Source organism: Pseudomonas sp. 14P_5.3_Bac1 (assembly GCF_025466135.1).
GTDB lineage: Bacteria > Pseudomonadota > Gammaproteobacteria > Pseudomonadales > Pseudomonadaceae > Aquipseudomonas.
Genome location: NZ_JANLOF010000010.1, coordinates 64123 through 77682, shown reverse-complemented (window position 1 = coordinate 77682; position 13560 = coordinate 64123). Strand labels below are relative to the sequence as shown.

Genomic DNA, 13560 nt, shown 5'->3' with positions numbered 1-13560 from the left:
CCGCTCAAAAAAGCCGGTTGAGGCCGTCGTAGGCTGCTACCCGATAGGCTTCGGCCATGGTCGGGTAGTTGAACGTGGTGTTTACAAAATACTTGAGGGTATTTTGCTCACCCGGCTGGTTCATGATCGCCTGGCCGATGTGCACGATCTCCGAGGCCTGGTAGCCGAAGCAATGCACGCCGAGGACTTCCAGGGTCTCGCGGTGGAACAGGATCTTGAGCATGCCTTGCGGCTCACCGGCGATCTGCGCACGCGCCATGCTCTTGAAGAACGCCTTGCCGACTTCGTAAGGCACCTTGGCCTTGGTCAGTTCGTGCTCGTTCTTGCCGATCGAGCTGATCTCCGGAATCGTGTAGATACCGGTCGGCACGTCGTTCACATAGCGCCAGCTGCCGTTGTCGACAATGCTGCCGGCGGCTGAACGGCCCTGGTCATGCGCGGCACTGGCCAGGCTTGGCCAGCCGATCACGTCACCTGCGCCATAGATATTGGTCACGCAGGTGCGGTAGTTCTCGTCGACTTCGATCTGGCCACGGCTGTTGACCTTCACGCCGATGTTTTCCATGCCCAGCTTGTCGGTGTTGCCGGTACGGCCGTTGCACCACAGCAAGGCGTCGGCCTTGATCTTCTTGCCGGACTTGAGGTGCAGGATCACACCGTTGTCCAGGCCTTCGACCCGCTCGTACTCTTCGTTGTGGCGCACGGTGATGTTGTTGTTGCTGAAGTGGTAACTCAACGCCTGGGAAATTTCCGAGTCGAGGAAGCTCAGCAACTGGTCGCGGTTATCCACCAGCTCCACCAATACACCCAGGCCGCTGAAGATCGAGGCGTATTCACAGCCGATCACGCCGGCGCCGTAGATGATCAATTTGCGCGGGGTGTGGCCCAGGCTCAGGATGGTGTCGCTATCGTAGATACGCGGGTGGTGGAAATCGATATCGGCCGGGCGATACGGGCGCGAACCGGTGGCGATGATGATGTGCTTGGCCACCAGCTTCTCGACCACGCCGTTGGCGCAGACCACTTCGACGGTTTGCTCGTCGGCAAAACTGCCAGTGCCGAAGAACAGGTCGACGCGGTTACGGGCGTAGTAGCCGGTGCGCGACGCGACTTGCTTGGAGATGACTTTTTCGGCGCTTTTCAATACGTCCGGGAACGAGAACCAGCGCGGCTCACCAATGGCCCGGAACATCGGGTTGGTGTTGAACTGCATGATCTGGCGCACCGAGTGACGCAAGGCCTTGGACGGGATGGTACCCAAGTGGGTGCAGTTACCGCCGACCTGGCGACGGCTATCGACCATCGCCACCTTGCGCCCAGCTTTGGCGGCGTTCATCGCCGCACCTTCTCCAGCCGGGCCGGAACCCAGTACCACCACGTCGTAGTTGTAGACAGCCATGCGTACTCCTCAGAACAGGCCAGGCGTACGGTTGGACGCCTGGCTAAATCATGCCGCGGCCAGCGGGCATGAAGGACAATTTGGCTCAAGTGTGTGAGCCGGGGCACAGTCTATAGAAGGCTCAACGCCGCGAACATTAACCCTTGGTCGCGTCGTAGGCCAGTCTTGCCTTAACTACAGAACCCGCAAATTGCAATTAGACTGCTGACACGCACCGTTTGCAGGAAGAGCCATTATGCGGCATGTCGTTTTCTGTTTATTGCTGATTTTCTGCGTGGCAGTGCAGGCCAGTGAGGCGGAGCGCCTGAAGCAGGCCGGTTTTGCTGCGCAATCTCATGACATGGTGCTGAAAAACCAGGCAGTGCTGGTGTATCTCTGGGTGGATGTGTATGCGGCAGCGGTGTATGCCCCCGCCGACACCAGCGCGAAAGCCGCCTGGGATCAGCAAAAGAATCTGCGCCTGGCGCTGTATTACTTTCGCGACATCGACCGTAACGACGTGATCAAAGCGGCCACCACGACCCTGGAGCGCCAGCACAGCAGCGCCACCCTCGCCCGCTTGAAGCCCGAACTGGATCGGCTGCACGCGAGCTTCCGCGATATCCGCAGTGGCGATCGGTATGCCCTCGACGTTCGGCCTGGGCGTGGGTTGAATCTGGAGATCAACGACAAGGTGGTGTTCAGCAGCCGCGATGAGGAATTGGCAAAAGCCTATCTCGGCATTTAGCTGGCGCCGAAGGGCTTGTCCGACAGCTTGCGCAACTCCCTCCTCAACTGATCAACACAAATCCTGTTGGAGCTGGCTTGCCTGCGATAGCGTTGGATCAGCCCGTCATTTGCTGACTGACACACCGCTATCGCAGGCAAGCCAGCTCACACAGTGATTTTTACCCGCCAAGACACCTGCGCATTTAGTCAGCTTGCTATCGCTTTCTATTGCCGGTAGTGGCTAATACACATATGGTTACAAAAGCGCAGCAAGGACGAGTGATGACCAGGGATCACTAATAAGATAGCCAAAATGAGTGCATGACATGTCCACCACAACGGGCAAAGGCAGGGCGATTTTTCGCGTTGTCAGCGGCAACTTCCTCGAGATGTTCGACTTCATGGTCTACGGCTTCTACGCCACGGCCATTGCCAAAACCTTCTTTCCCACCGACAGCGCCTTCGCCTCGCTGATGCTGTCCCTGGCGACCTTCGGCGCCGGCTTCCTGATGCGGCCTTTGGGCGCGATCTTCCTCGGCGCCTACATCGACCGCCACGGCCGTAAGAAAGGCCTGGTCATCACCCTGGCCATGATGGCCGCCGGCACCGTCCTCATCGCTTGCGTCCCTGGCTATGCCACCCTGGGCGTGGCGGCGCCGTTGCTGGTGCTGCTGGGTCGCTTGCTGCAAGGTTTCTCCGCCGGCGTCGAGCTGGGCGGTGTGTCGGTGTACCTGGCAGAAATCGCCACACCCGGGCGCAAAGGCTTCTTCGTCAGTTGGCAATCCGCCAGCCAGCAAGCCGCGGTGGTGTTCGCCGGGTTGCTCGGCGTGGGCCTGAACCACTGGCTCAGCCCGCAGGAGATGGGTGACTGGGGCTGGCGCGTGCCGTTCCTGATCGGCTGCCTGATCGTGCCTGTGATCTTCGTGATTCGCCGCTCGCTGGAAGAAACCCCTGAGTTCCAGGCACGTAAGCACCGCCCTACCCTGCAGGAAATTGTGCGCTCGATCGGTCAGAACTTCGGCATCGTCATCGCCGGCATGGCGCTGGTGGTGATGACCACCGTGTCGTTCTACCTGATCACCGCCTACACCCCGACCTTTGGCAAGGCCGAGCTGCACCTGTCGGACTTCGACGCATTGCTGGTGACCGTGTGCGTGGGCATCTCCAATTTCATCTGGCTGCCGGTGATGGGCGCGGTGTCCGACAAGATCGGACGCAAACCCCTGCTGCTGGGCGCGACGATTCTGGCGATTCTTACCGCGTATCCGGCGTTGTCGTGGCTGGTGGCCAATCCGAGCTTCAGCCATCTGCTGATCGTGCTGCTGTGGCTGTCGTTCCTGTATGGCTCGTACAACGGGGCGATGGTGGTGGCGCTTACCGAGATCATGCCGGTGGAAGTGCGCACTACCGGGTTTTCCCTGGCCTACAGCCTGGCGACGGCGACCTTTGGTGGGTTTACGCCAGCGGCGTGCACCTACTTGATCCATGTGCTGGACAACAAGGCGGCGCCTGGGATCTGGCTCAGTGGTGCGGCGATACTCGGCTTGATCGCTACATTGATACTGTTCAAGGGCAATCGGCATGAACTGCGCACTGCGCAGGCTTCGGTGGTTGGCGGCGCCTGATAGACCGCTATCGCAGGCAAGCCAGGTCCCACCTTTGACTGTATTCACACGTCAACACTGTGGGAGCCAGGCTTGCCCGCGATGAGGCCCGAACATTCACCACAAAAACAGCAGCCATAAAAAAGCCCCGAACCAGTCGGGGCTTTTTCATTGACCGCTAATGCTTAACGCGGGAACGCAGGCGGGTTAACCCCAGCCATGTCTTCCATCACGCGAACCACTTGGCAGCTGTAACCGAACTCGTTGTCGTACCAGACGTACAGCACAACGCGGTTGTCCTGGGTGATGGTCGCCTCGGCATCCACCACACCGGCGTGGCGCGAGCCCACGAAGTCGGTCGACACCACTTCCTGCGAATTAACGAAGTCGATCTGCTTATGCAGGTCCGAGTGCAGCGCCATGTAGCGCAGGTACTCGTTCATTTCTTCACGGGTGGCAGCTTTCTCAAGGTTCAGGTTGAGAATGGCCATCGACACGTTCGGCGTCGGCACGCGGATCGCGTTACCGGTCAGCTTGCCGGCCAGCTCAGGCAGGGCCTTGGCAGCAGCGGTGGCAGCACCGGTCTCGGTAATAACCATGTTCAACGCGGCGCTACGGCCACGGCGATCGCCTTTGTGGAAGTTGTCGATCAGGTTCTGGTCGTTGGTGTACGAGTGAACGGTTTCAACGTGACCGTTAACGATGCCGAACTTGTCATTCACAGCCTTCAGCACCGGCACGATGGCGTTGGTGGTGCAGGAAGCGGCCGACACGATCTTGTCGTCAGCGGTGATTTCGCCGTGGTTGATACCGTGAACGATGTTCTTCAGCTTGCCTTTGCCAGGCGCAGTCAGCACAACGCGGTCGATACCCGGGCAGGCCAAGTGTTGGCCCAGGCCCTCGGCATCACGCCATACGCCGGTGTTGTCTACCAGCAGGGCGTCCTTGATGCCGTACTGGGTGTAATCCACCTCAGACGGGTTCTTCGCGTAGATCACCTGGATCAGGTTACCGTTGGCGGTGATGGTGTTGTTTTCTTCGTCGATGACGATGGTGCCGTTGAACGGACCGTGTACCGAGTCGCGGCGCAGCAGGCTGGCGCGTTTGGTCAGGTCGTTCTCGGCGCCTTTGCGCACAACGATAGCGCGCAGGCGCAGGCCGTCGCCGCCACCGGTTTTTTCGATCAGGATGCGCGCCAGCAGGCGGCCGATACGGCCAAAGCCGTACAGCACAACGTCGGTGCCTTTGCGGGCAGCGGCGTTTTGCTGGCCAACCACATCGGCCATTTCTTCACGCACGAACTGCTCGGCGGTACGGCCAGCGCCTTCTTTGCGGAATTTGTAAGCCAACTTGCCCAGGTCTACCGAGGCCGCGCCGAGCTTGAGCTCGCTCATGGCTTTAAGCAGAGGGAATGTTTCGTGGACGGAGAGTTCGCTGTCGTCGGCGGAACGATGGCGAGCAAAGCGATGCGCCTTGAGAATCGCGATGACTGATTGGTTGATCAGGCTGCGGCCATAGATCGAGCTCACCACATTGTTATTGCGGTACAGCTGACCGATAAGCGGAATCATCGCTTCAGCGAGTGCTTCACGGTCGATCCATTCACCAAGACACTGGTCGGGCTTCTGAGTCACGGGAACCTTCCACATGTAGGGGCAGAAAAAAGGGGCTACATTATGTCGTCCGACTGGCCGTTGAGCAATGCGCCAACCACAACAAAAAGCGCTTGCAAAAAAACACCACCCCGCTACAGCCCAGTAAATACGCGGGTTCCAGAAGGCCACCAATGGCGCCGCACCGCCAACTTGTCCGTAACCCTCCGAAACATCCGCGCTTTTTGGCACTACATATTGAGTCAAAACCCACCATTGTTTGTCTTAGCCACTACATTTCCTGCAAACCGTAATAGGCTCAGTCAGCAACTGACAGGCGGCACCTCGGGCCGTTACAATTACCGACTTTGTCGCAACGCTTGGAGCTCAACCTTCCGTGCCCGTTCTGCGTCTACCGATTCTCCCTGCCGCGGCAGGTAAACAGCACTGGGGCAACCTGCCCGGTGCCGCCCTGAGCCTGGCCATCGCCGAGGCTGCCAGCGCAGCCAAGCGCTTTACCCTGCTGCTCACCGCCGACAGCCAAAGCGCCGAGCGACTGGAGCAGGAGCTGAGCTTCTTCGCCCCCGATTTGCCGGTGCTGCACTTTCCCGACTGGGAAACCCTGCCCTACGACCTGTTCTCGCCGCACCAGGACATCATTTCCCAGCGCATCGCCAGCCTCTACCGCTTGCCGGAACTGGCCCACGGTGTGCTGGTGGTGCCGATCACCACGGCCCTGCATCGCCTGGCGCCGACCAAGTTTCTGCTGGGCAGCAGCCTGGTGCTGGATATCGGCCAGAAGCTCGACGTGGAACAGATGCGCACGCGCCTGGAAGCCAGCGGCTACCGCTGCGTCGACACGGTGTACGAACACGGCGAGTTCGCCGTGCGCGGCGCGCTGATCGACCTGTTCCCGATGGGCAGCAAACTGCCGTACCGCATCGACCTGTTCGACGACGAAATCGAGACACTGCGCACCTTCGACCCGGAGAACCAGCGCTCGATTGATAAAGTCGAGTCGATCAAGCTGCTGCCGGCGCGGGAATTCCCGCTGCAAAAAGACGCCGTCACACGCTTCAAGGCCCGCTTTCGCGAACGTTTCGACGTGGACTTCCGGCGCTGCCCGATCTTTCAGGACCTGAGCAGCGGGATTACACCGGCCGGTATCGAGTACTACCTGCCGCTGTTCTTTGACGAAACCTCCACCCTGTTCGACTACCTGCCTCAGGACACTCAGGTGTTCTCGCTGCCGGGGATCGAGCAGGCGGCGGAAAACTTCTGGAACGATGTGCGCAATCGCTATGAAGAGCGCCGCGTCGATCCATCACGGCCTTTATTGCCGCCAGCCGAGCTGTTTCTGCCGGTGGAAGACTGCTTCGCCCGCTTGAAAAACTGGCCGCGCGTCGTCGCCAGCCAACAGGACGTGGACGCCGGCAGCGGCCGCGAGCGCTTCCCGGCGAGCACGCTGCCGGACCTGGCGATCCAGGCCAAAGCCACGCAGCCGCTGGAAGCGTTATCCAACTTCCTCGGCGACTTCCCCGGCCGCGTGCTGTTTACCGCCGAATCCGCCGGCCGTCGCGAAGTGCTGCTGGAACTGTTGGAACGCCTGAAGCTGCGCCCGAAGACCGTCGACAGCTGGCCGGACTTTGTTAAGAGCAAAGACCGCCTGGCGATCACCATCGCGCCGCTGGATGAAGGTTTGTTGCTGGATGACCCAGCCTTGGCGCTGATCGCCGAGAGCCCGCTGTTCGGCCAGCGCGTGATGCAGCGCCGCCGCCGTGAAAAACGCGCCGACATCAACAACGACGCAGTGATCAAGAACCTGACCGAGCTGCGCGAAGGCGCGCCGGTGGTGCATATCGACCACGGCGTAGGCCGCTACCTCGGGCTGCAAACCCTGGAGATCGATAACCAGGCCGCCGAATTCCTCACCATGGAATACGCCGAGGGCGCCAAGCTTTACGTGCCGGTGGCCAGCCTGCACCTGATCGCGCGCTACACCGGCAGCGACGACGCACTGGCGCCGTTGCACCGCCTGGGCTCCGAGACCTGGCAGAAAGCCAAGCGCAAAGCCGCCGAACAGGTGCGCGACGTCGCCGCCGAACTGCTCGACATTTATGCACGCCGCGCAGCCCGCGAAGGCTACGCGTTTGCCGACCCGAAAGCCGACTACGCCACCTTCAGCGCCGGCTTTGCGTTTGAAGAAACCCCGGACCAGCAAACCACCATCGAAGCCGTGCGCGCCGACATGCTTGCACCCAAGCCGATGGACCGCCTGGTGTGCGGCGACGTGGGCTTCGGCAAAACCGAAGTGGCCATGCGCGCCGCCTTTATTGCCGTGCATGGCGGCAAGCAGGTGGCGATTCTGGTGCCGACCACCCTGCTCGCCCAACAACACTACAACAGCTTTCGCGACCGCTTTGCCGACTGGCCGGTGAGCGTGGAAGTGATGAGCCGCTTCAAGTCCGCCAAGGAAGTGAATGCCGCCGTCGCCGACTTGGCCGAAGGCAAGATCGATATCGTGATCGGCACCCACAAGCTGCTGTCGGACGATGTAAAGATCAAAAACCTCGGTTTGGTGATCATCGACGAAGAGCATCGCTTCGGTGTGCGTCAGAAAGAACAGCTGAAGAACCTGCGCAGCGAAGTCGACATCCTCACCCTCACCGCCACGCCGATTCCGCGCACGCTGAACATGGCCGTGTCGGGCATGCGTGACCTGTCGATCATCGCCACGCCGCCGGCACGTCGCCTGTCGGTGCGCACCTTCGTGATGGAACAGAACAAAAGCACGGTCAAGGAAGCGCTGTTGCGTGAACTGCTGCGCGGTGGCCAGGTGTACTACCTGCACAATGACGTCAAGACCATCGAGAAATGCGCCGCCGACCTCGCCGAACTGGTGCCGGAAGCCCGCATCGCCATCGGCCACGGGCAGATGCGCGAGCGCGAACTCGAACAGGTGATGAGCGACTTCTACCACAAGCGCTTCAACGTGCTGATCGCCTCGACCATCATCGAGACCGGCATCGACGTGCCGAGCGCCAACACCATCATCATCGAACGCGCAGACAAGTTCGGCCTGGCGCAGCTGCACCAGTTGCGCGGCCGCGTCGGGCGTAGTCACCACCAGGCCTATGCCTACTTGCTGACGCCGCCGCGCCAGCAGATTACCTCCGACGCCGAGAAGCGCCTGGAAGCCATCGCCAACACCCAGGACCTGGGTGCCGGTTTTGTGCTGGCCACCAACGACCTGGAAATCCGTGGCGCCGGCGAACTGCTCGGCGACGGCCAGAGCGGGCAGATCCAGGCCGTGGGCTTCACCCTGTATATGGAGATGCTCGAGCGCGCGGTGAAAGCCATCCGCAAAGGCGAACAACCGAACCTCGATCAACCCTTGGGTGGCGGCCCGGAAATCAACCTGCGCTTGCCGGCATTGATTCCCGAAGACTACCTGCCGGATGTGCACGCGCGGCTGATTCTGTACAAGCGCATCGCCTCGGCCACCGACGAAGAAGGTCTCAAGGACCTGCAGGTGGAGATGATCGACCGCTTCGGCCTGTTGCCGGAGCCGACCAAAAACCTGGTGCGCCTGACCCTGCTCAAATTGCAGGCCGAGCAATTGGGCATCAAGAAGGTCGACGCCGGGCCGCAAGGCGGGCGTATCGAGTTCGAAGCGCAAACGCCGGTGGACCCACTGGTGCTGATCAAGCTGATTCAGGGCCAGCCCAACCGCTACAAGTTCGAAGGGGCTACGCTGTTCAAGTTCATGGTGCCAATGGAACGTGCCGAAGAACGCTTTAATACATTAGAGGCGCTGTTTGAGCGCCTCATCCCGAAATCTGCTTGAAGGACGCCCCAATGCGCCTGTTCCGCATTTTGAGCTTGTTGTTGGTGGTCGTTGCTCCTTCGGCGTTTGCCGACAGCCCCCATCTGGTGGAAATGATTCTGGTGCGCCAGAACGCCGAGCCGGTGATCAATAGCCGCGCGGCGCCAGAAAATTGGGACGCCGGGGCACCACGGCTGCCGGCGGACAAAATCAGCCCGCCGCGGCTGGGCAACATCGTCGACAAGCTCAGTGCCGACACCGGTTACACGGTGCTGCTGCACCGGGCCTGGGACCAGAACCTGGGCGAACAGCCGGTGAAGCTGGCCATCAGCGATGGCCAGGAGCAGTTTGGCCAGTTTCCCATCGAAGGCACGCTGAACCTGCAACTGGGGCGCTTTACCGATATCGACGCAGACTTCTGGATCAACCAGTTCGACGCCAACGGCAGCGTCATCGCCAGCGAACACCTGAGCCAGCAAGGCGTGCGCACCAAGAACAACCAGCTCAACTACCTGGACGGCGGCCACTTGGCCCTGCTGATCAAGATCACCTCGCTGACCGCCAAACCACCCAGCGCACCACCGCCCGACGCTCAGGACTGATCCAGCGCCATGCCCCTGACATCGTCACTGACCAAACCCCTGGCCCCGTCGTGGGCCAATCGCTTTAAAGAGCAAAGCCTTGAGCGCGGGCGCCGCTACGCCCTGGAAAACCGCGTGCGCATCGTCGAGTCCGGCGACAGCACCATTGTTGCCAGCTGCGAAGGCTCGGGCGGCAACGTTTACCGGCAGACCATCTCACTGCGCGAATCAGCCAAGGGCATGCTGATTCTGGTGGACAGCCGCTGCACGTGCCCGGTGCACACCAACTGCAAACATATCGCGGCGGTGCTGCTCAAGGTCCAGGAAACCCTGGCTTACCCGGCGGCTGCGCAAGATGCCGAGCTGCTGGAAAAACTTCAGGCCGTGCTGGATAACCGCGTGGTGCTGCCGCAGGTGGTGATGGAGGATGTGCGGCCGGTGCCGCGCCTGTGGCTGGCGAGTGTCGAGTTCAGCGCGTTTGAACCGCGCAATGGAAAAATGCAGCGTTACATCCAGCACCGTGCGGCGTTGTCGTTCAACTACCTGGGCAACTATGTCAGCGGGCAAAAAAATGCCGACATCGTGGTGCGCCAGGAAACTCAGAGCCTGCGCATCAAGCGCCATCCGGAGCTGGAGCAACCGTACCGCGAGCAACTGCGCCTGCTCGGCTTCAAGATCGCCACGCGCCAGAGCAAGGCGTTGCCGGAGAGCGCCGGCGAATTGTTCGAAATGGTCAACGACAGTGCGTGGCTGAACTTCACCCTCAACGCCTCGCCGACCTTGCGCGCCGAGGGCTGGGAGTTGCAGATCGATGAGGATTTCGGTTTCGACTTGAGCGCCGTCGATGACTGGTACGCCACCGTCGATGAAGGCCCGGAACGCGATTGGTTTGACCTGGAGCTGGGCATCATCGTCAACGGCGAGCGCCTGAGCCTGCTGCCGATTCTGTTGAACCTGATGCGCTCGCACACCGAGATCCTCAACCCGGAAAAGCTCGCCCGGCGCCGCGATGACGAGCTGATCCTGGTGAACATCCCCGGCCTGCCCAACGGCCACGGGCCGCTGCAAGTGGCGCTGCCCTACGGCCGCTTGAAACCGGTGCTGGCCACCCTTGGCGAGTTTTACCTGCAGGAATCGGGCACCACCACCTTGCGCCTGGCCAAGGCCGATGCGATTCGTCTCAACCCGCTGGAAGACCTGCCGCTGCAATGGGAAGGCGGCGAGAAGATCCGCAACTTCGCCCAGCGCCTGCGCGACATCAAGGACTTCACCTGTGTGGCGCCCGAAGGCTTGAACGCGACACTGCGCCCGTATCAACTGGAAGGCTTGAGCTGGATGCAGTCGCTGCGCCAACTCGACGTGGGCGGGATTCTTGCGGATGACATGGGCCTGGGCAAAACCCTACAGACGCTGGCGCATATTCTCAGTGAAAAAATCGCCGGGCGCCTGGATCGGCCGTGCATGGTGGTGATGCCTACCAGCCTGATCCCGAACTGGCTCGACGAAGCCGCGCATTTTACGCCGCAACTCAAGGTAGTGGCGCTGTATGGCGCGACACGCAAAAAGCACTTCGCCAACCTGCAGGACTACGACCTGCTGCTGACGACTTATGCGCTGCTGCCCAAAGACATCGAGCAACTCGCCGCCCTGCCCTTGCACGTGCTGATCCTCGACGAAGCCCAGTACATCAAGAACCCCAACAGCAAGGCCGCTCAGGCCGCGCGCGAGCTCAATGCGCGCCAGCGCCTGTGCCTGAGTGGTACACCGCTGGAAAACCACTTGGGTGAGCTGTGGTCGCTGTTCCACTTCCTGCTGCCGGGCTGGCTGGGCGACGTAAAAAGCTTCAACCGCGATTACCGCGTGCCCATCGAAAAGCGCGCCAGTGATGTACGACTGCAGCACCTCAACGGTCGGATCAAACCCTTTCTGCTGCGCCGTACCAAGGAACAGGTGGCCACGGAATTGCCGCCCAAGACCGAGATCATCCACTGGGTCGATCTCAACGAAGCCCAGCGTGATGTGTACGAAACCATGCGCCTGGCCATGGACAAGAAGGTGCGCGACGAGATCACCCGCAAGGGCGTGGCGCGTAGCCAGATCATTATTCTTGAAGCGCTGCTCAAGTTGCGCCAGGTGTGCTGCGACCTGCGCCTGGTCAACGACGCCGCCCTGCCCGCGCGCGGCAGCAGCTCGGGCAAGCTCGACAGCCTGATGGAAATGCTCGAAGAGCTGTTTGCCGAAGGACGCCGGATTCTGCTGTTCTCGCAGTTCACTTCGATGCTGAGCCTGATCGAAGTCGAACTGAAAAAGCGCGGCGTGGCCTACGCACTGCTGACCGGCCAGACCCGCGACCGCCGCACACCGGTGAAGGATTTCCAGAGCGGCAAGTTGCAGATTTTTCTGATCAGCTTGAAGGCTGGCGGTGTGGGCTTGAACCTTACAGAAGCCGATACGGTGATCCACTATGACCCGTGGTGGAACCCGGCCACGGAGAACCAGGCGACTGACCGCGCGTATCGCATCGGTCAAGAGAAGCCGGTGTTCGTCTATAAAATGATTGCGCGGGGCACGGTGGAGGAGAAAATCCAACACCTGCAAAAGGAAAAGTCCGACCTGGCGGCGGGCGTACTGGATGGGCGTACGACGGGAGATTGGCAGCTGGGCAACGAGGATATCGAGGCGTTGTTTGCGCCGTTGCCCAATAAGCAAGAGAAGCGCTGACCTTCTGATTGCTATCGCGGGCAAGCCCGCTCCCACATTTTGATGTGTAAACACATTCAAGTGTGGGAGCTGGCTTGCCTGCGATGGGCGCACCACGGTTTTCAGCCGATCAACTGAGCATCCCGCAACGCGGTAAGTGCCGCCAGCCAACGCGGGTCCTGCTTATAGTCCGTCGAAGCAATCGCCTGCCCACGCATCCGCGCAATCCGCGCCGAAGGCGTAACCTTCATGCGCTGCGCCGCCGTCAGTGCCAGCTCGGCAGCTGCACGATCGTTACACACCAAGCCCATGTCGCAACCCGCGGTCAGCGCCGCTTCGATCCGGCTGGCCGCATCACCGACCACATGCGCCCCGGCCATGGACAGGTCATCACTGAAAATCACCCCATCGAACTGCAACTCGCCACGCAGGATGTCCTGCAGCCAGCGCCGCGAGAAACCAGCCGGCTGGGCATCCACCTGCGGATAGATGACGTGTGCGGGCATGACGGCGGCCAATTGCTTGCTCAGCCGTGCGAAAGGCACCAGGTCATTTGCGCGAATCTGCTCCAGGCTACGCTCGTCATTGGGAATGGCGACGTGGGAATCGGCCTCAGCCCAGCCGTGACCCGGGAAGTGTTTACCGGTGGCGGCCATGCCCGCGCTGTTCATGCCGCGAATGAAGGCACCGGCAAGCACGGCGGCGCGCTCGGGGTCGCCTTCAAACGAGCGGGTGCCGACCACGGCGCTGCGCTGGTAATCCAGGTCCAGTACCGGGGCGAAGCTCAGGTCAAGGCCAACCGCAAGCACTTCAGTGGCCATGATCCAGCCGCACTGCTCGGCCAGGTATTCGGCATTCGGCTTATCCGCCAACAAACGTATGGCCGGCAGACGCACAAAACCCTGGCGCAGGCGCTGCACGCGCCCGCCTTCCTGGTCGACGGCCAGCAGCAGGTCGGGGCGCACGGCACGGATCGACGCGCTCAACTCGCGCACCTGGCGTGGGTGCTCGATATTGCGCGCGAAAATGATCAGGCCGCCCACTTCAGGCTGACGCAACAGGTGACGATCCTCGGCCGTCAGCCAGGTACCGGCCACATCAACCATCAAAGAACCTTGCAGGGCAGCAGTCATAAACCTTCCTTAAATAA

General features: G+C 61.0%; 8 protein-coding genes. 5 read left to right on the top strand and 3 right to left on the bottom strand.

Translation table 11 applies throughout. The annotated features are described in order from the left end of the window. Positions 1-4: 4 nt before the first annotated feature. A complete protein-coding gene (sthA, locus tag NTD89_RS02845; RefSeq protein ID WP_005786183.1) occupies positions 5-1399 on the bottom strand; it encodes a Si-specific NAD(P)(+) transhydrogenase in 1395 nt (464 codons plus the stop codon). A 235-nt stretch (positions 1400-1634) separates the two neighbouring features. Between sthA and NTD89_RS02840 the strand changes: the two genes are divergently transcribed. Together NTD89_RS02840 and NTD89_RS02835 are read left to right on the top strand one after the other, a co-directional pair. Then, the gene (locus NTD89_RS02840) at positions 1635-2126 is read left to right on the top strand and encodes a chalcone isomerase family protein (RefSeq protein ID WP_262206392.1); all 492 of its coding nucleotides are present in this window, start codon (positions 1635-1637) and stop codon (positions 2124-2126) included. Positions 2127-2433: 307 nt separating this feature from the next. Further along, a complete protein-coding gene (locus tag NTD89_RS02835) occupies positions 2434-3732 on the top strand; it encodes an MFS transporter (protein WP_262206391.1) in 1299 nt (432 codons plus the stop codon). Positions 3733-3896: 164 nt separating this feature from the next. Here NTD89_RS02835 and NTD89_RS02830 read toward each other — a convergent pair whose 3' ends face one another. Beyond that, positions 3897-5360, bottom strand: coding sequence for a glyceraldehyde-3-phosphate dehydrogenase (locus tag NTD89_RS02830; RefSeq protein ID WP_023659083.1), 1464 nt, complete (start codon positions 5358-5360; stop codon positions 3897-3899). A 340-nt stretch (positions 5361-5700) separates the two neighbouring features. Here NTD89_RS02830 and mfd point away from each other — a divergent pair, with 340 nt between their 5' ends. Genes mfd through NTD89_RS02815 form a run of 3 tightly spaced genes read left to right on the top strand, consistent with a single transcriptional unit; the run spans position 5701 to position 12431 of the window. Beyond that, the gene (gene mfd / locus NTD89_RS02825; RefSeq protein WP_106576928.1) at positions 5701-9150 is read left to right on the top strand and encodes a transcription-repair coupling factor; all 3450 of its coding nucleotides are present in this window, start codon (positions 5701-5703) and stop codon (positions 9148-9150) included. A gap of 11 nt (positions 9151-9161) precedes the next feature. Next, positions 9162-9731 (top strand): peptidoglycan binding protein CsiV, encoded by a 570-nt coding sequence (locus NTD89_RS02820; protein ID WP_262206389.1) that lies wholly within the window; start codon positions 9162-9164, stop codon positions 9729-9731. Positions 9732-9740: 9 nt separating this feature from the next. After that, the gene (locus tag NTD89_RS02815) at positions 9741-12431 is read left to right on the top strand and encodes a DEAD/DEAH box helicase (RefSeq protein WP_145163044.1); all 2691 of its coding nucleotides are present in this window, start codon (positions 9741-9743) and stop codon (positions 12429-12431) included. A 101-nt stretch (positions 12432-12532) separates the two neighbouring features. On the opposite strand, the gene nagZ is transcribed toward NTD89_RS02815, so the two are convergent. Beyond that, complete coding sequence (nagZ, locus tag NTD89_RS02810; protein ID WP_262206388.1) at positions 12533-13543, bottom strand: beta-N-acetylhexosaminidase; 1011 nt, start codon at positions 13541-13543, stop codon at positions 12533-12535. Positions 13544-13560: the final 17 nt, after the last annotated feature.

What these genes read in the sequence shown, in the direction of transcription:
- sthA (WP_005786183.1), bottom strand. Translation starts at nt 1,399, where the DNA reads ATGGCTGTCTACAACTACGACGTGGTGGTACTGGGTTCCGGCCCGGCT.
- NTD89_RS02840 (WP_262206392.1), top strand. Translation starts at nt 1,635, where the DNA reads ATGCGGCATGTCGTTTTCTGTTTATTGCTGATTTTCTGCGTGGCAGTG.
- NTD89_RS02835 (WP_262206391.1), top strand. Translation starts at nt 2,434, where the DNA reads ATGTCCACCACAACGGGCAAAGGCAGGGCGATTTTTCGCGTTGTCAGC.
- NTD89_RS02830 (WP_023659083.1), bottom strand. Translation starts at nt 5,360, where the DNA reads ATGTGGAAGGTTCCCGTGACTCAGAAGCCCGACCAGTGTCTTGGTGAA.
- NTD89_RS02820 (WP_262206389.1), top strand. Translation starts at nt 9,162, where the DNA reads ATGCGCCTGTTCCGCATTTTGAGCTTGTTGTTGGTGGTCGTTGCTCCT.
- NTD89_RS02815 (WP_145163044.1), top strand. Translation starts at nt 9,741, where the DNA reads ATGCCCCTGACATCGTCACTGACCAAACCCCTGGCCCCGTCGTGGGCC.
- nagZ (WP_262206388.1), bottom strand. Translation starts at nt 13,543, where the DNA reads ATGACTGCTGCCCTGCAAGGTTCTTTGATGGTTGATGTGGCCGGTACC.